Source organism: Flavivirga aquimarina (genome assembly GCF_030540835.1).
Lineage (GTDB): Bacteria > Bacteroidota > Bacteroidia > Flavobacteriales > Flavobacteriaceae > Flavivirga > Flavivirga aquimarina.
In genome coordinates, this window is the sequence record NZ_JAUOEK010000172.1 from 126,316 (window position 1) to 145,153 (window position 18,838).

Annotated in this window: 10 protein-coding genes; all 10 read left to right on the forward strand. The window is 34.7% G+C overall.

Annotated elements, in window-relative coordinates; genetic code table 11:
- Positions 1-22 precede the first annotated feature (22 nt).
- A complete protein-coding gene (locus Q4Q35_RS18445; RefSeq protein ID WP_303279499.1) occupies positions 23-1,393 on the forward strand; it encodes a 3-keto-disaccharide hydrolase in 1,371 nt (456 codons plus the stop codon).
- A 500-nt stretch (positions 1,394-1,893) separates the two neighbouring features.
- On the forward strand, positions 1,894-2,910 hold the full coding sequence (locus Q4Q35_RS18450; protein WP_303279500.1) for a Kelch repeat-containing protein: 1,017 nt from the start codon (positions 1,894-1,896) through the stop codon (positions 2,908-2,910).
- A 36-nt stretch (positions 2,911-2,946) separates the two neighbouring features.
- Positions 2,947-4,050 (forward strand): hypothetical protein, encoded by a 1,104-nt coding sequence (locus tag Q4Q35_RS18455; RefSeq protein WP_303279501.1) that lies wholly within the window; start codon positions 2,947-2,949, stop codon positions 4,048-4,050.
- Between the two features lie 248 nt (positions 4,051-4,298).
- Entirely contained in the window at positions 4,299-6,257 is a 1,959-nt protein-coding gene (locus Q4Q35_RS18460) for a hypothetical protein (RefSeq protein ID WP_303279502.1), read from the forward strand.
- Positions 6,258-6,316: 59 nt separating this feature from the next.
- Complete coding sequence (locus tag Q4Q35_RS18465; RefSeq protein WP_303279503.1) at positions 6,317-7,963, forward strand: sialate O-acetylesterase; 1,647 nt, start codon at positions 6,317-6,319, stop codon at positions 7,961-7,963.
- 127 nt (positions 7,964-8,090) lie between these two features.
- Complete coding sequence (locus Q4Q35_RS18470) at positions 8,091-9,863, forward strand: alpha-L-fucosidase (protein ID WP_303279504.1); 1,773 nt, start codon at positions 8,091-8,093, stop codon at positions 9,861-9,863.
- A 161-nt stretch (positions 9,864-10,024) separates the two neighbouring features.
- A complete protein-coding gene (locus Q4Q35_RS18475; RefSeq protein ID WP_303279505.1) occupies positions 10,025-11,827 on the forward strand; it encodes a right-handed parallel beta-helix repeat-containing protein in 1,803 nt (600 codons plus the stop codon).
- Between the two features lie 40 nt (positions 11,828-11,867).
- Complete coding sequence (locus tag Q4Q35_RS18480) at positions 11,868-14,219, forward strand: GH92 family glycosyl hydrolase (protein WP_303279506.1); 2,352 nt, start codon at positions 11,868-11,870, stop codon at positions 14,217-14,219.
- 281 nt (positions 14,220-14,500) lie between these two features.
- Entirely contained in the window at positions 14,501-15,958 is a 1,458-nt protein-coding gene (locus Q4Q35_RS18485; protein WP_303279507.1) for a sulfatase family protein, read from the forward strand.
- Positions 15,959-15,989: 31 nt separating this feature from the next.
- Positions 15,990-18,788 (forward strand): chitobiase/beta-hexosaminidase C-terminal domain-containing protein, encoded by a 2,799-nt coding sequence (locus tag Q4Q35_RS18490; protein WP_303279508.1) that lies wholly within the window; start codon positions 15,990-15,992, stop codon positions 18,786-18,788.
- The last annotated feature ends 50 nt before the right edge of the window (positions 18,789-18,838 follow it).

Sequence of the window (18,838 nt, forward strand, 5' to 3'; positions counted from 1 at the left end):
AATCGATAATAAGTAAGGTATTATGAAAAAACAAGTGGTTTTCCTCCAATGTATTATAGCAATGTGTTGTGTAAATCAGATTTTTGCACAAATTAAATTAAAAGAGTTGAACGATTTTAAAGAACCTAGAGGCGATTGGTTTCAAGCTAGTGAGGTTAGCCTAGATTCTTTAAATACTAATCAATTTATCTATACATCTGGAAAAGGAATTTTTGTAAATGGTGATACTGGAAAAACGAAGCATCTAACATCCAAAGAAGCATTTGGAGATATAGAACTTCATCTCGAATTTATGGTGCCAAAAGGATCTAATTCAGGTATTTATTTTCAAAGTCGATATGAAATTCAAATATTGGATAGTTGGGGGAAAGACACGCCTGAACATTCAGATTGCGGAGGTATTTATCAACGCTGGGACGAAAGTAAACCAGAGAAAAATAAAGGATATGAAGGTATTCCGCCACGGGTAAATGCTTGTAAAGCTCCGGGAGAATGGCAGAGTTATGATATTATTTTTAGAGCCCCAAGATTTGATGCAGATGGCAATAAAATAAAAAATGCCGTATTTGAAAAAGTAGTTCTTAACGGCGTAGTAATACACGAAAATAAAGAAGTTACAGGTGCTACTCGAGAGGGAAGTGATGCCCCAGAACAAGCTTTTGGACCTCTTAGAATTCAAGGAGATCATGGGCGTGTTGCGCTAAAAAATATTCGAATAAGAAAATTGGATAATATTAGAGCATCAAAGCCAAATGAATGGGTAGACCTTTTTGAAGATACAAAATCAGGCCCAAATTACGATTTCGTTGTAAACGGTGATGCCACTCAAGAAGAAGCTAATGCCATGTTTGATTATTCAGATGGATCATTAAAAGCTATGTATAAATGGAATAAGACTACAGCACCTTATGGTATTGCGGTAACAAAAAAACTATATAGTTCTTACGATCTTAAGTTAGAATTTAAATGGGGAGAGCGCCGTTTTGCTCCACGTTTAGAAAAGGTTCGTGATGCAGGATTACTTTATCATAGTCAAGTAGGGACTTATGCCTGGCCACCAAGTTTAGAATACCAAATACAAGAAGGAGACTGTGGTGATCTATGGAGTATATTAGGCTGTAGATGCGACGTAGTTAAGGATGGTAATATTTCAAAAATTAAAGTTGCAGATTATAGTAGTTCGGTAAAGTGGACAGATGAAGAAAAAGAAGGCTGGAACGAAGTACTTATTGAAGTTAGAAAAGATAAAGCTAAATACTATTTAAATGGCGTTTTAATTAATGAAATTACGAATGCTAATTATGGAGGTCTTACCTGTACATCTGGTTTTATTGCATTACAAGCAGAATATGCAGAATTAATTTATCGCAACATTAAGATAAAAGAACTGTAATATATCAAATTTGATTGATTGAATACTCAAAGCAATAAGTCTAACAATACTTAGACGAATAAGAAAATAGAAAACAAGAGTACGTTAATTACATAAAAATCAAATAAAAGAGCTAGTACAAATTAATCCAGATTCTACATTAAAACACTACTGGGAAGCATGCTATACTATGAATGATTCCTGGGGTTTAAAATAAAAGGTACAGATTGGAAAAGTGCCGATGAGGTTTATGAAAAACTAAAAGATATTAATAGTAAAGGCGGTAATTTTTATTAAATGTAGGATCAGAAGGCAATGGTGATATACCCACGGAATCAGTTGATATTTTAAAGAAAGTTGGTGAAATGTTATCTAAAGAATAGTGATATTGTTTTAAATCGAACTACGATCTATTAGAATAGATAAAATTATGAAATCAATTAATAATTTATAAAATGTGGGTCATAATTTATATATAATCATACTAAAAATTAATACATTGTTGGATTAAATGAATAGGTATGAACACTAAAAAAAACTTGTTTAGAGTTTTAAACAAATTTATCCTTCTTTTATTATTTGTTACTTTTCAACAAACATTTTCACAATCTTCCGATGGAAATAAATGGCAAACCTTAAATTGTACAGGAGAGCCAGTAGCAAGACATGAAGCCGCATTTATAGAAGTTGATGGAAAATTCTACCTTGTAGGAGGTAGACGTATACAAGAAGTTTCCATATTTAACCCCAAAACAAACACATGGACATCAGGAGCGAAACCTCCAATAGAAATGCATCATTTTCAAGGCGTTTCCTATAAAGGAAAGATTTATGTTGTTGGAGCACATACAGGTAAATACCCCCATGAAACACCATTAACAGAAGCATATGCTTACGATCCAGTTAATGATACATGGGAGAAAAGCTTTTCAATGCCAAAAAATAGAGTAAGAGCATCAACTACTACAACTGTTTATAAAAACAAATTATACATAGCAGGAGGTATTATTGATGGTCATTGGGATGGTCATGTAAAATGGTTTGATGTTTATGATTTTAAAACAGGAGCATGGGAAACACTTCCAGATGCCCCTCGTGCGAGAGACCACGCTACTTCTGTAATTTGTAATAATAAGCTGTACTTATTAGGAGGAAGAGTAACATCAGGTAAAACCAAAAAAGTATTTCAATTAACAATCCCAGAGGTTGATGTTTTCGATTTTAAAACAGGACAATGGAGTACTCTAGATAATCCTGTTCCAACACAACGAGCAGGCTGTATGGCGGTTTGTGTAAAAGATAAAATAGTGTTCACAGGAGGAGAAAGTTCGGTACAAAAAATGGCACATAATGAAGTAGAAAGTTTAGATACCAAGACGGGGCTTTGGAGTGTATTACCACCATTAAACGAAGGCCGTCATGGAACACATATTATCCACTATAAAAAGAAACTGTATATAGCTTCAGGATGTGGAAAAAGAGGCGGGAATCCAGAATTAACAACTATAGAATGTATTAGTAGTAATATAGTCGAATAGATATAAAGCGACTTTTTAACACAAACAATTGTTCATATGAAACAAACAATTTTCTTATTAACTATACTCTTTATTTGTATTATCCCTGCAAGTTTGGAAGCTCAAACAAAAAATAAACAACAAACCGTTGTTAGTATTGAAGGCGAGAAATTCTTTATCAATAATGTTCCTACCTATAAAGGGCGTAAATGGAATGGATATTCCATTGAAGGTTTGTTAATGAATTCCAGAATGGTTCAAGGAATTTTTGATGACCTTAATACAGAGACCGCCGAAAGATGGAAATATGAGGATACTCAAAAATGGGATGCAGACCGTAATACAAATGAATTTGTAGCAGCTATGGATTCGTGGTATGAAAAAGGTTTGTTGGCTTTTACTATTAATTTACAAGGCGGTAGTCCATTAGGTTATGGTAATAAAGGTTGGATTAATTCTGCTATAGACAGTAAAGGCGCATTGAGGCCAGAATATATGCAACGGTTAGAAAAGATAATGGATAAGGCAAATGAGACTGGAATGGTTGTTATTTTAGGGCTTTTTTATTTCGGGCAAGAATATATGTTAGAAGATGAAGCAGCAGTATTAAATGGGGTTGACAACACAATAGATTGGCTTTTTGAGAAAAACTATCAGAATGTTATAATTGAAGTTAATAATGAATGTGATATCAAGTACAAACATAAAATACTTCAACCAGAACGCGTACATGAAGTTATAAAAAAAATACAATTAAAAGAGAAAAATGGTTTCCGCTATTTAGTGGGAACAAGCTACAGTGGAGGTAAAATTCCTAAAGAAAATGTAGTAAAGGTTTCAGATTTCATTTTGATTCATGGGAATGGAGTCCATGATCCAGCAGCTATAACCAATATGGTTGTTAAAACGAGAGCCATTAAAGGGTATTCCCCTAAACCAATTCTTTTTAATGAAGATGATCACTTCAACTTTGAAGAAGCAGAGAATAATTTTGTAAATGCAGTAAAAGCATACACTTCTTGGGGCTATTTTGATTTTCGTATGAAAAATGAAGGTTTTGAAAATGGTTATCAATCCATTCCAGTAAATTGGGGAATCAGTTCTTCGCGAAAAAAAAGTTTCTTCAATAAATTAGAAGAAATTACTGGAGGATTGAAATAATATGCTATCCATAATTTAAGACTAAATAATACGATGAAACTTGGGTGAAGAATTAAAAAAAGCCTAAAGCAAAACCTTAGAAGAAGCAAACTAGTATAATAGCACGGTTTAAGTAAATTAATGAGTCTGGAACGTCGTAAATGATATATAAATTATAAATAGGCTATAATTTATAAACCATGAACGATGATTTATATATAATGTTTCTAAAAACAAATACATTGCTGTATTAAATTAATACTAGTAAGATGAACATTAAAGGAAAGATAAAAGCATTAACCTGCCCTATATTTTTGTTATGTTTTGCACTAATTTTTAGTTGTAATAAACAAAATAATAAACCAATAGATTTAAATATTGCAGAATATTTAAGTTACGCAAATTCAGATACTATATATCCATCTGCAAAGCAAATAGAAATGCTTAAAGCAGTCATGCCAAAACAGTCTTTTCAACTGGCACCATCCATTACAGCCAGAGACTACTGGAGTAAAATTGCAGCTAGTGAATCTGGTAAAGACTATTTAAAGGAAGCATTATCGGAGCTTGAAAAAGAACCAGAAGTTCCTATAACAGATAGTATTTACAGACTAGCCAATAAGCAAGGAAATCGTGGCATTTATAAACCCAGATATTACCGTACAATGGAACGGCTAGAACACTTTATACTAGCAGAATGTATAGAAAATAAAGGACGTTTTTTATCCCAAATAGCCGTTTATTCCAATGCCATTTTAGCTATGAAATCATGGTTGCATCCAAACCATGATGACGATGAAAATGGCGTTCTGGAGGGGAGGCGAGTCTCTATAGATTTGGGAGCTCGAAAATTTGGGTCGGTTTTAGCATTGGCAGAAGTTCTTTTAGGAGATAAACTTAAGCAAGATTTAAGAGATAAGATCACAACACATCTTCAATGGCGAATTATAGATTCTTATTTAAAAAGTTGTGAGATTTTAGATAAAAATAATAAATGGATTAAAAGTACCAGCAACTGGAATTCTGTATGTACTAGTGGTTCCGTATTTGTATCAATTACAATTTCTAAAAAAGAAGAAGAGCGTCTTGCTGCTATTGGGTGTGCCTTAAATAGTATGAAATATTATTTGAGTGGTTTTGGTAGCGATGGCTATTGTTCAGAAGGGCTTGGCTACTGGGGGTATGGCTTTGGTCATTATTTACAACTTGCACAAACAATATATGATTATACAGATGGCAGGATAAATTTATTTGATGCCGATAATCCTGAGAAATTAAAAAACGTTGGGAATTTTCCTGAAAAATTTGAAATCCAAAACAGAAGGTGTTCGCCATTTTCAGATGGCGTTTCTTCAATTAGAAGAGGGAATAGTTTTGCTTATGCGTTATCTGCTAAACATTATGGATCTATAAAACCAACAGGATTGAGAACAGAAGAAGCTGTAGAACAATTAATGGTTTGGAATAGCCCTGAATCTTTCAATTATGATAAAAATACAGACAGAGAAGCATTAGAATTACCTGATTATTCTTATTTCGATGATTTTGGAATGGTAATTTCTCGAGGAAAACAAAACGTGCCTTTTTCAATAGCAATGAAAGCAGGTCATAACAAAGAAAATCATAATCATAGCGATGTTGGTACTTACACACTGGTATTAAATAGTGATATAATGGCGGGAGATATTGGCGCACCATCTTATACCGCAGGAGCATTTTCGCCAAATAACAAAGCACGAAGCTCTTGGGGACATCCTGTACCAAGAATAGATAATACACTTCAATCAAATGGGAGGGCGTTTTCCGGTGAAATAATTGCTACAGCATTTTCTGAGGAAACTGACAAAGTCGTGATGGATATAAAAGCAGCCTATGAAATCCCTTCTTTGGAAAAGTTAATACGAATAATAGAAAATGATAAATCAGGATTAGGAACTATCACGATTAAAGATTCGTTTTCTTCAACAAAACCAGTAACATTTGGTATTGCAATAATGACTTTAAATACATATGAAATTATTGATAGTAATACCGTAATCATAACTTCTAAAAACCAAAAGGTAAAAGCAGAAATAAAGGGGAATGGCGCATCTATCAAAATTACAGACGAAGTAGTTCCTGTTAAAAAGTTAAGAGAGGGTGCACCAGCATATAGAATAGGAGTTGATTTTACAGAGCCAATTAAGAATGGGACAATAACAGTAAAATATACACCCGTTTTTGAATAATTGATAAAAGATAATTCAAAGTGTTTTTTTGAACAATTATTTTTTGAAAATTAAGTAAAATGAAAAATCATTTAATGCTTCTTGCCAATGTCTTATTTGCTGTAATGCTTTCTAGTTCTTGCATGGCAATAAACTTATCCATGCCAAGTATTTTTGCAGATCGTATGGTTTTACAACGGGGGCAAAATGTACCAGTTTGGGGAATAACCGATGCTAAAGCCCAAGTAGAAGTTGTATTTGCAGGACAAAAAAAGGTGACAAAGGCAGATGCTAATGGTAAATGGCGCATTGACCTTAATCCAATGAAAGCTTCAAAAGAATCAAGGATTATGAGAGTGTCAGTAAGCCTCAATGGCAAAAGTAAGGAGCTAAAAATATTAGATGTATTAGTTGGCGAAGTGTGGTTGGCTGGTGGACAATCAAATATGTACCGACCTTTCAGAATGTTAATAGGAAAAGCCGTAGACCCAAAATATGAACCTATTGCAGAGTATTTGCGTAACGAAGCAGCAACAGCAAATGATCCGCTATTCCGTCAGTTTAGAGTAGGTCGAGAACATAGTGTTTTTGAAGAGAAAACTCAGGGAAGAGGTAAATGGTCCAAAGCCGTACCAGGTGATGTCAATGAATTTTGCGGAACAGCCTATTTCTTTGCCCGTGAATTACGTCGCGAGTTAAATGTGCCAGTGGCCTTATTAAGTTGTAATCTGGGGGCAACCAGAGTGGAACCGTGGATACCTATGAGTGCCTATCAGAAAAACGATACGCTTAAAACTTATTATGAAGAACAAATCAATTTACATAAAAAACAATTAAAATCTTGGAATCAAGAGAAAGAAGACGATAAGTACCAATTAGAATTAGCAAAATGGCAAACCAAAGCCAATGAAGCTAAACAAAATGGAAGTAAGGAACCAAGAAAACCCAGAAAACCAGAAGCTCCAAACAGAGACAAACAAGTTCCATCCACTTTATACAATGCTATGATTCATCCAATGATTCCTTATGCTATCAAGGGTGCTATTTGGTATCAAGGAGAGAGTAACCAAAACAACTTCCCAGAGCAATATGCAATGCGTCTATCAGCTATGATAGAGGGGTGGCGTGAAGCCTGGGGACAAAATAAATTGTTCTTCTATTACTGTCAGTTGGCAAATTATAAAAAGGTGAATTCAGAGCCTCTCGAAGAAACCGATAGTTGGGTTATTGTACAAGATCAGCAACGACGAGCCCTAACTATTCTAGATGCAGGAATGGCTGTTTTAAATGATATAGGAGAAGCAAAGGACATTCACCCAAAGAATAAAGTTGATGCAGGAAAACGGCTTTCATTATGGGCTATGAAACAAGTATATGGGAAGCATATCGTGTGTAGTGGTCCAATTTACAAGAGTTCGGTAATTAAAGGGAATAAAGTACTTATAACATTTGATTATGCTGGTTCCGGTTTAATGGTAGGAAAAAAACATTTGATGGAACCAACAGTACAAGTAAACACCCCTTTGCAACGTTTCCAAATTTGTGGTAGTGATAGACAGTGGGAATGGGCTAAAGCGAAGATTATTGGTCAAAATAAAGTTGAAGTTTGGCATAAAGATATTCAAGACCCAGAAGAGGTTCGATATGCTTGGTCCCCAAATCCAGAAGGAGCCAATTTATATAATAAAGAAGGATTGCCTGCATCGCTATTTAAAACCAAGAATTAACAAATTATGAAAGAACTAAATGCCAAAACAAGCAGTTCGCTCTACTTTGCATTTTTGGACAGGAGGAGCAACCTAATTTTAACATAAGTATTCATATTAAATCGATTTAAATAAAAAAGTAACTATTATGATTATAAAAAAACTATTATTAAGCTGTCTTTTATTTGTGATAACGATGGGAGCTGTACAGGCTCAATCTGGTGCGTCCTCATTGGATCCTTACGCCAATGAAACTGTAGCTGAAAGAGATGCGCGAATGGAATGGTTTCGTGTAGCACGATTTGGAATGTTTATTCATTGGGGTGTTTACGCTGTTCCAGCAGGAACCCACAAGGGTAAAAAAATAGACGGAATAGGAGAGTGGATTATGTCTAAAGGAGAAATCCCTATGGCAGAATATCAAAAATATGCTAAAGAGTTTAATCCCATTAAATACGACCCAGAAGCATGGGTAAAGCTGGCTAAAGAAGCTGGAATGAAATATATTGTTATTACTTCGAAACATCATGATGGTTTTGCATTGTTTGATTCAAAAGTCTCGAAATGGGATGTTATGGATGCTTCTCCTTATGGAAAAGATCTTATTGCTCCCTTGGCCGAGGCTTGCAAAAAGAATGGTATTAAGCTAGGGCTTTATTATTCTCAAGCTCAGGATTGGAATCAAGGTGGTTCAGCTCGAGGCAATGAATATAAAGGCAAATGGGATCCTGCCCAAGAACATGATATGGACGATTATATTAAAACTATTGCAGTACCTCAAGTAAAGGAAATTTTAACACAATACAAGCCAGCAATATTATGGTGGGATACGCCACGTGGAATGAATGATGAACGAGCAGAACAATTCTTACCCCTTTTAAAACTAGCACCAGGAATCATTCATAACAATAGACTTGGTGGAAAATACAAAGGAGACATCAGTACGCCAGAGCAGCATATACCAGGTACAGGTCTTCCTGGTGATTGGGAATCATGTATGACCATGAACAAAACATGGGGATACAAAAGTTACGATAACAAATGGAAGTCTACCGAAACACTTGTGCAAAACCTTGTTGATATTGCTAGTAAAGGCGGAAACTATTTGCTTAATGTAGGACCAACAGCTGAAGGGCTAATACCAGAACCAAGCATTGAACGATTAAAAAATATAGGAGCTTGGATGGATAAAAATAGTGAATCAATCTATAGTACAAGTGCTAGTCCTTGCCGTACTCCTGCATGGGGACGTATCACCACACTTACAAAAGGAAAAAATACCACACTATATCTTAACGTTTTTGATTGGCCAGAAAATGGCACGATATTTCTTCCTATTACCAATAAGGTTATGTCTTGTAACTTGCTTGTGGATAAGTCTCAAAAATATAAAACCAAAACCGATGAGCAGGGTACCACAATATCTTTAGTAGGTAAAGCTCCAGATGCAATAAGTTCTGTTGTTGTCCTAAAATTAAGCGGTAAACCTGTGGTAAGTGACGCAGACAAGATCAAGCAAAATAAGGACGGAACCGTTTTATTACCTGCGCAAAAATCCATAATTAATAATGTGATAGGCTCTCATGTAACTTATAATAAAGTAAACGATTGCATCGATCAATGGTCAAATAAAAAAGCGACAGTAGATTGGGATTTCACTGTTGATAAAGTTGGCACCTATACAATTTCGATGCACATAGCTTCAGAAGAAGAGAGTGCAATAGAACTAATTATTGCAGGACAAACAATCCAGACCAAACTACCTGCAACAGGTGGATTCAAATCTTATAAAACAGTTAATGTTGGGGAAGTAGTTATAGATAAAGCGGGGGATCATAGCATACATCTCAAGCCAACACGAGATAATTGGAAGCCTGTGAATTTGCAAAGTGTAAAATTATCATTGAATTCCAAGAAGTGAAAGATCAAGGACAATAAACCTTCAAATTAAAAGAGTGAGTGAGGTTGTAACAACGCTAAATTTCGTAGGCTTGCCCTTAATTATTTACTAAAACAAGTCTTGATGATAGTCTAGAAAGTGAAGATTTAAATAAATTAAAACTCTAAATAGAAAACTATAAAATGAAGAAACAGGTTTTAAAAAACAACTTTTTGTTTTTAATGATTATGTTTATGCAAGTTTCTGGGCACCAATATTTTGCGCAAAATCGAACTGAGGATGCATGGACAGTTCGTTATAATACACCTAAAGCTCAAGAATTATTTACAATATCGACCTTAAAAGAAGGATTCACATTCAAAACGAATCCTATTAATAAAAATACTGGAGATTTATATGCGTATTGTCATTTAAAGATAGATAATCCTATTAAAGAATTAAGATTTAATTATGAACAAATAGGAGAAACAATGTCGGTTCCTATAACATTATTAGACGCTGCTGCAAATGAATTGTGGAGATTTGATGGGAAAAGTAGATCATCAAAATTGATTGAACTTAAAGATTTAAAAGTTAGAGGTCAACTTGTTTTTAGAATTGAAAAAGATAAAGGCGTTGAAGTAACCAATGCTTTATCACATGTTGTAAGTAATATTAAATTTACTTTAGACGATACAAAACCTGTAATAGATAAAGATGGATTTATTCTAGTTGATAACATTACTGACTTTAGAGGTTATGCAGCAGAGGATAATGTAAAAATTAAGCTTAAGCCAGGACCTTATAAAATTGACAAATCCTATTGCACACGTTTTGTTGAGCTTTCTGGAAATAATTGCCAATATGATTTAAATGGTGTTAGTATTATGGTAAATACTAAATTATTTGCTAACAAGAGTTTAGCCAGAGGGAATAGTGAGAAAAGTTTGTACTGTGCATTGGAAATATCGGGAACACATACGACCATGGAAGGACCGTATATTGAAACTTATGGAAACTATTATGGCCATCAAAGTAAAAACAAAATATTTAATTTAGTAGGTGTAGATGTAACATTGAAAAATGCAGAAGTAAGAACTGCAGGCTCAAATCCATGGGGATATGGAAGCTTTTATGGGTTAGGAGGAAATGATGTGCGTAAAATGAATGGGATTCGAATAGGGTATCCAGCTGAAGATATTAAATTGATTGGTTGTAAAGTACACATGCGAGCCATGGGACATGCCATTTTTGTACAAGGTGCTAAAAACACTTTGATTGAAGATTGTCATGTTGATGGATTACTAAGAACTACGGATGATATTTTAGCCGAAAAGTCTGGTTATGCTTTCGATAAAAACTTTAAAGCGGCAAAAGGAGGATATGTTGAAGGCGCTATTGTGGCTGAAGATGGCTCTTTTCTACCGGGAGAAATGTTTTCAATGAGTGAGGATGGCATTCGGATATATACAGGGACATCTCCAGGCCCCTTAACAGGTTCAACAACAATTAAGGATTGTACAGTAACAAATATGAGACGCGGTATTTGTACAGGTTTGAATGCTAAAGGAGACACCGTTATTAATTGTAGAGTAACCAATACTATTGCTGCTGGATTCAATGTGGGGAACCAAGATGTACTTATTAATTGCAGTGCTGATGCTAAATATGCAGAAGCTTTTTGTATTACTAATGCCAAAGCCAAAAAAGCTTCTGTAGATATTGAAATTCTTGATAGCAGAGAAGGAATGAATAACAATCTGCTAGCAGCGATAAATGGTACAGGGCATAAAGTGACTATTAAAACGTCCAGTACTTCTTTTATCCCTCCACTTTTGACAATAGAACTGTCATCCAGAAATGGATATGCATACTATCAACGTTCAGGAGTAAGTGCCTCGGATATTCAATTGGATAACCAAACCGAAGCAAAAGTTCTTCTTTTACCAGGGGCAAAAAACGCTCAAATTGATAGTGTGGGAGAAGTTTTAGATCAAACAAAATAACTAATTAAATGCCTGAAATAGTTGAAAACAGAATTGCTATATGATAAAGAAATCAATTAAATATATCGTTTTATGTACATTTTTAGTGCTTTTTGCAAGCTTACAAGCACAAGTTAAACCTGTAGATTTAGTAAACCCATTTGTAGATACACATAATTCGCGTTGGTTTTATTTCAACTCAGCAAGTCGTCCTTTTGGTATGGTAAACCTAAGCCCTGATACAGATACAGATAAAACGTGGAGCTCAGGATACCTTTACGGTAGTGATTCTATTCGCTGTTTTAGCCATGTGCATGCATGGCAATTAGCAGGTGTAGCTGTAATGCCAACTACAGGTAAATTTAAAGGGCATGAAGGGATGGATGTTTATCAATCATCATTTAGTCACGAAGGAGAAATAGCAAAACCCGGATACCATAAAGTGTTTCTGGAAGATTATGGCATTTCGGTTGAATTAACATCTTCGACTCGAGTGGGATTCCACCGGTATAAATTCCCTAAAAGTAAAAATAAATCGATCATTTTTGATACAGGAGCTAGATTAGCACACGGGCCAACAACCTTTTCTAAGGTTTGGAAAGTTAGTAATACAGAAATAGCGGGTGTGCAAGTTTTAAAAAAAACGGGGAGACGCCCTAAAGATACTCCGGTATATTTTGTTGCAAAGCTCAATAAACCGTTTGATTCCTTTAAAGGATGGGTAAATAACAATATGCTTAAAGTAAAAACGGACACCATTCAAGGTGTAAATGCGGGTGCAGGGTTGTTTTTTAAAAACGAAGAGGCCAGTGAAGTATTAATGAAAGTGGGTATTTCTTATGTAAGTGTAGAACAGGCTCGTAAAAACCTTGATACAGAAATCAATCATTGGGATTTTGATAAAGTAGTTGATGAATCGTTAAATACTTGGAATGATTGGCTCAGTAAAATTGAAATAAAAGGAGGGACTCAAAAACAACAAGTAAAGTTTTATACCGATTTATGGCATGCATTATTAGGACGAAGAATTATAAGCGATGCTGATGGGAAATACACCGATATGACAGGCGAACAGCCAGTAATCAGAAGTGTTAAGTTAGATAAGAATGGGAAACCCTTATTTCCTCATTACAATTTTGATGCGTGGTGGGGCAGTCATTGGTCGCTAAATATTTTATGGTCTATGGCATACCCTGAACTTATGGATGGATTTTGTAACACTATGGTAGATATGTACCAGAACGGAGGACTAATACCTAGAGGTCCCTCGGGAGGGAATTATACTTTTGTGATGATTGGAGATCCTTCAGTGTCATTTTTTGCTACAGCTTATAATAAAGGCATTCGAAATTATGATATCGAAAAAGCCTATGAAGGATTGCGGAAAAATGCTTTTGTTGGAGGTTCTCGTGACCATGCAGGTTATGAGCATAACATTCCAGCCTATGGAGGCGGGATGCAGTATTATGTAGATCAAGGATGGGTACCAGAAAGCATTAAAGCCAAAGGAGGGCATAAGGATGGTGCGTCTATGACATTAGAATATGCATACCAGGACTGGTGTTTATCTCAATTATCAAAGGCATTAAATAAAGAAGAAGATTATAAACTCTTTAGTAAACGATCTTTAAACTATAAAAACTTATGGAATCCAGAAACAAAAATGATGCACCCTAGAGAAATAGATGGTAGTTGGATTAAAGACTTTAAACCTGTGGTTGATGATTTTAATGCACGTGGTTTTTGTGAAAGTAACTCTGCAATATATACACATTTTGTTCCACAAGACATGGGAGGTTTAATTGAATTATTTGGAGGCAAAGCTGTTTATAATGATTTTTTGAATGCATCATTTAAAAAGGGTAAAGAACTAGATTTTGTTGGTGAAGGAAAAAACCATGCCGCTAGTTGGATTGATTATGGTAACCAACCCGGTACAGGAATGGCACATGTGTTTAATTACTCGGGAGCTCCTTGGTTAACACAAAAATGGGTACGAAAAGTAAAAGAAGTGTATGGAGATACAACACCCTATGGAGGTTATAAAGGAGATGAAGATCAAGGGCAGATGGGAGCTTTGGGAGTTTTAATGGCGATGGGAGTTTTTGAGCTTGATGGTGGTGTTTCTGTAAAACCATATTATGAAATTACAAGCCCGCTTTTTGATGAAGTTACCATTCACTTGAATAATGAATATTATCCAGGAGAAAAATTTGTAATAAAGACTTCCAATAATCTATCTGAAAACATTTATATCCAATCAACAAAATTGAATGGTAGCGCTTTAAATAACTGTTGGTTTTATCATGATGATTTCGCAGAGGGCGGTACTTTAGAAATAAAACTAGGGCAACAGCCTAATAAAGAGTGGGGTGTAGCTATACCACCACCTTCATTAAATTTAGAGGATTAAATAGACGGTTTTACTTTAAGATTTTGATTTATTGTAAAAAGCTAAATAAGGATGAGGAATTTAGTTGAGAATGAAATTTATGCTCGACTGAAAACTTCTAATGGTTTGTTTACAATTAATATTATTATACAAATAAACACTCTTCTATCTTATAGACGGCAAAAAAAATATCAGTGAGGGTTATAAAACAGGTAGATTATTGAGATTATAAAGAATAAGTTTATAAACTTGTTTTGAGTAGTAAATTAAACCAAAAGAATAATATATACATTTTACAAAAGATGAAAAAAACAGTAATACTAGTAGTCTCTGCGATTTTAATAATGAGTACAAGTTGTGTTGAAAAACAACCAGAAGAAAAAAAGAAACCAAACTTTTTGTTTGTATTAGTGGATGACCAATCACCATTCGATTTAAAAACCTACGATTCCAATTCAATATTAGAAACACCTAATATAGATAAGCTTGCAAAAGAAGGAACTGTTTTTGACCAAGCACGTCATATGGGGTCTATGAATGGTGCTGTATGTACACCTTCAAGACATATGATTATGAGTGGGCGCACTTTATGGCATCTGCCACCTAGTGCAAAAAATAGAAATAATGGTACAGATAGTCTTGCGAACCAAACTATAGGAGCTGTTTTTAATAGAGCAGGTTATAAAACGATGCGTACTTGTAAAATGGGGAACTCTTACAAAGATGCAAACAAGCAATTTACAGTGGTAAAAGATGCTACAAAACGAGGAGGTACAGAAGAAAGTGGAAGTGCATGGCATGGGAAACAAGTCCTAGATTATTTAGGAGACAGAGAAGCTAATCAAGAAAAAGAACCCTTTTTCATTTATTTTGGTTTTTCACACCCTCATGATACACGTGATGGAACACCAGAATTATTAGAGAAATATGGCGCAGTAAATCATAAAGACACGATTAATCGTCCCCCAGCCAACGAAAAACAACCTTTACTTCAGGACAATTATCTGTTAGCACATCCATTTCACCATGGTCATCCAAAGCTTAGAGACGAAGAGCGTGTAAGCGGTGTTTGGAAAAACAGAGATGAACAAACGGTTCGTAACGAATTAGGTCGTGAGTATGCCTGTTCAGAAAATATAGACATACAATTAGGTAAAGTGCTTGATAAATTAGAAGCTATGGGCGAGTTGGATAATACCTATATTATCTACACCTCAGACCATGGAATGTCTATTGGAAGACATGGGTTAATGGGAAAACAAAATTTATATGAGCATACTTGGCGGGTTCCATTTATTGTAAAGGGACCAGGAATAGATGCAGGCAAACGCGTAAAAGGAAATATTTACCTTTTAGATGTACTACCAACCTTATGTGATTTAGCAGGTATAGATACTCCTGAAACGGTTGAAGGCAAAAGCTTTGTTCCAGTTTTAAAAGGAGAAAAAGAAGAGGTTAGAGATGTAATGTATGGGGTTTATGCTGGAGGAACAAAACCAGGAATGCGTACAGTTAAGAAAGGTGATTGGAAACTTATAAAGTACGATGTTTTAGATGGAGCAGTTAGAGAAACTCAGCTTTTTAATTTAGCAGAAAACCCTAATGAATATCTACCTGAGCATAATAAGGCTGGCGAACTGGAAACTGACTTAGCAGAAAACCCAAAATATGCCGATAAATTAGCAGAAATGGAAGGTTTATTACTTGAACAAATGGTTATTAATGACGATCCATATAGATTGTGGAATCAAACAAACTAATTATTAAAGTTTGTAGAATAGTAACATACCCATGGAATATAAAGCTTTTATCATTTTTTTAATAATAGCAAATCATCTTTTTGCTAAAGACATTTTTGTGTCTCCTATTGGAAATGATAAAGGAAACGGTACTCAAGAAAACCCTTATGCTACATTTTATAAGGCTTTAGCAGAAGTAAATAAGTTAGCAGGTAAAGAAGCTGTCACTGTTTGGTTTAAAGAGGGTACTTATTACTTGGATAGAACCATCCAAATAGGAAGTGACTATTCAGGGACATCAAATAAACCTGTTGTTTTTTCGGCATTACCAGGAGCTAAGGTTGTTATAAAAGGCTCTAAACGATTAGAAAATTTACATTGGAACCAATATAAAGATGGTATATATGTAACCCAGTTACCATCTGCATTAGAATTTGACCAGTTATTTATTGATGATGAACGCCAAATTCGAGCTCGTTTTCCTAATTATGATTATGATAATCCGCTTCGTGGAGGTAAAGGTTATCAGCAAGTGACAGGAGGAACAGATCGCCGTTATGATGAATGGTTTTCTTATAACCCCAAGACTTTTTCAAATAAAATATGGAATAATCCGAAAACAGGAATTGTTCATGCTTATCAAAGTCATAATTGGGGAAATATGCAATACCGAATTGCAACTGTTAATCGAGAAGAAAACAAAGTGTATCTAGATGAAGGAGGTTGGCAATTACAAAGAAATTTTGGTGTTGGTGGTAAAGGATCAAAAGGCTCTTGGTATTTTATAGAAAATATATTTGAAGAATTGGATGTGCCAGGTGAATGGTTTTTAGATAAAGAATCTAATCTACTTTACTATTATCCAGCAACAGGAGTTAGCTTAAGAGAGGCAAAAGTGGAAGTGCCTGTTATTAAAGACTTTATTCAACTTAAAGGAAGTAAAGAATCACCAGTAAAAAATATTCAGTTTAAAGGGTTTTATTTCACACAATCATCATACACTTTTATGGAAGAATATGAGCCAGTTGCTCGTGGTGACTGGGCGATTCATCGAGGTGGAGTCATTTTCATGGAAGGCACAGAAGACTGTTTAGTGGAAGGCTGTAGCTTTGAATATATAGGCGGTAACGGTGTTTTTATGAGCGCATACAATCGCAATAATAAAGTATCAGGATGTAGGTTTGTGCATACAGGAGAAAGTGCTGTTTGTTTTGTAGGTTCACCTTCTGCGGTTCGTTTTTACCAAACATGGGATGATAAAGAAATTGACGGAAAAGATTGGAACGAGATGCGCAAGAATATGGATTTAAAACCAGGCCCTAAAACGTCTGATTATCCAAAAGAATGCGTGGTGGAAAATAGTATTATGCACGATTTTGGTGATGTTGGGAAACAAGTTGCAGGAGTTTATATTTCTATGAGTCATAAAATTAAAGCATCTCACAATACTATTTACAATTGTCCGCGTGCAGGAATATGTATTAATGATGGTACTTGGGGAGGGCACATCATTGAATTTAACGATATATGGGAAACAGCTAGAGAAACTGGAGAGCACGGCCCTTTTAATTCTTGGGGACGAGAAAGGCAATGGAAAGGTTCTAGAGGATCTGATGAGCATTTTCTAAAAGAATTAACCAAACTAGATGCTATTGATAATGTTATTATAAGAAATAACCGTATTGCTAATTACCGTAAATCTATAAGTGCAGGAAACTGGACTATAGATTTAGATGATGGCTCTAGTTATTTTGAAATTTACAATAATTTAAATCTGGGGTCAACCATTAAATTAAGAGATGGTATGGCGAGAAAGGTTTTTAATAATATTACAGTTAGTGCGGTTCCTTTAGGGTGGCATGTATGGCCAAAAGAATCTGAAGACGAAATCTATAAAAATATTTTTGTTATATCTGGGATTATTCCAGGAAAGAAGCAACCCACAAAGCGTTTTATAAGAGATGTGAGGTTACCAGTAGAAACTAAGTGGAGTACTAACTACGACAACAATTTGTACTGGAATATAAATCACCCTAATGATTTTGATGTCTTAGAAAATGTAAATATGGAAGCATGGCAAAAAAGAGGTTATGACCTTAATGCAGTTGTCGGTAACCCTAATTTTGTAGATCCTATTAATGGTAATTATCAAGTTAAGGAAGATTCACCAGCTTTAAAATTAGGTTTTAAAAACTTTCCAATGGATAAGTTTGGACACCAAATGACAAGGATTGTTCCTTTTGGGGGTGAGTTTTCAGAGGAGAAAACAGTAAGTTTAGTGGCGGATAATCGAGCAAGTACTGGAGCTAAAATATATTTTACTTTAGATGGTTCAGAACCAAATACACATTCGTTAGAATATTCGAAGCCATTTCAAATAACATCCACTACGTTATTAAAAGCTAAAACATTTAATTCTAATGGTATTCCTGTAGGTTTTACGACGGAAGCTAAATTTAAAAAAGTAACTACAGTTAGTTACCCAAGTTGGTTAAGCACGTTATTAGCAGGTAAATATGAAGGAGCAAACGAAAAAAAATCAGTAAAAGCACTCGAAAAAGAGGTGCATGGTGCTTTAATGATAAATATTGCTGATGATCCAGATTTGATAGATGCAACGGGTGGTTATGACTTTGGATGTTATATTAAATCAATAGACGCTAAAAAGGCAAAAATGTGGTTGAATGCTGGATTGAAAAGCGATTGGGTTATACAACAAATAAACAAACATAAAATTCAAAATATTGCTGATTTAGAAAAATATCTTAAAAAGTATCAAGGACAAAAAGTAACAGTTATAGCCGTAAGAGATTACAATTCTAAAAAGTTTAAAGTTCACATAGATAAGTAAATCATAACAATAGAATTGGATTATAAAAAACTAATAAATAAACAATTATA

Bases quoted from the DNA above. Each gene is read 5' to 3' on its own strand.
- Q4Q35_RS18445 (WP_303279499.1), top strand. From the start codon at position 23: ATGAAAAAACAAGTGGTTTTCCTCCAATGTATTATAGCAATGTGTTGT.
- Q4Q35_RS18450 (WP_303279500.1), top strand. From the start codon at position 1,894: ATGAACACTAAAAAAAACTTGTTTAGAGTTTTAAACAAATTTATCCTT.
- Q4Q35_RS18455 (WP_303279501.1), top strand. From the start codon at position 2,947: ATGAAACAAACAATTTTCTTATTAACTATACTCTTTATTTGTATTATC.
- Q4Q35_RS18460 (WP_303279502.1), top strand. From the start codon at position 4,299: ATGAACATTAAAGGAAAGATAAAAGCATTAACCTGCCCTATATTTTTG.
- Q4Q35_RS18465 (WP_303279503.1), top strand. From the start codon at position 6,317: ATGAAAAATCATTTAATGCTTCTTGCCAATGTCTTATTTGCTGTAATG.
- Q4Q35_RS18470 (WP_303279504.1), top strand. From the start codon at position 8,091: ATGATTATAAAAAAACTATTATTAAGCTGTCTTTTATTTGTGATAACG.
- Q4Q35_RS18475 (WP_303279505.1), top strand. From the start codon at position 10,025: ATGAAGAAACAGGTTTTAAAAAACAACTTTTTGTTTTTAATGATTATG.
- Q4Q35_RS18480 (WP_303279506.1), top strand. From the start codon at position 11,868: ATGATAAAGAAATCAATTAAATATATCGTTTTATGTACATTTTTAGTG.
- Q4Q35_RS18485 (WP_303279507.1), top strand. From the start codon at position 14,501: ATGAAAAAAACAGTAATACTAGTAGTCTCTGCGATTTTAATAATGAGT.
- Q4Q35_RS18490 (WP_303279508.1), top strand. From the start codon at position 15,990: ATGGAATATAAAGCTTTTATCATTTTTTTAATAATAGCAAATCATCTT.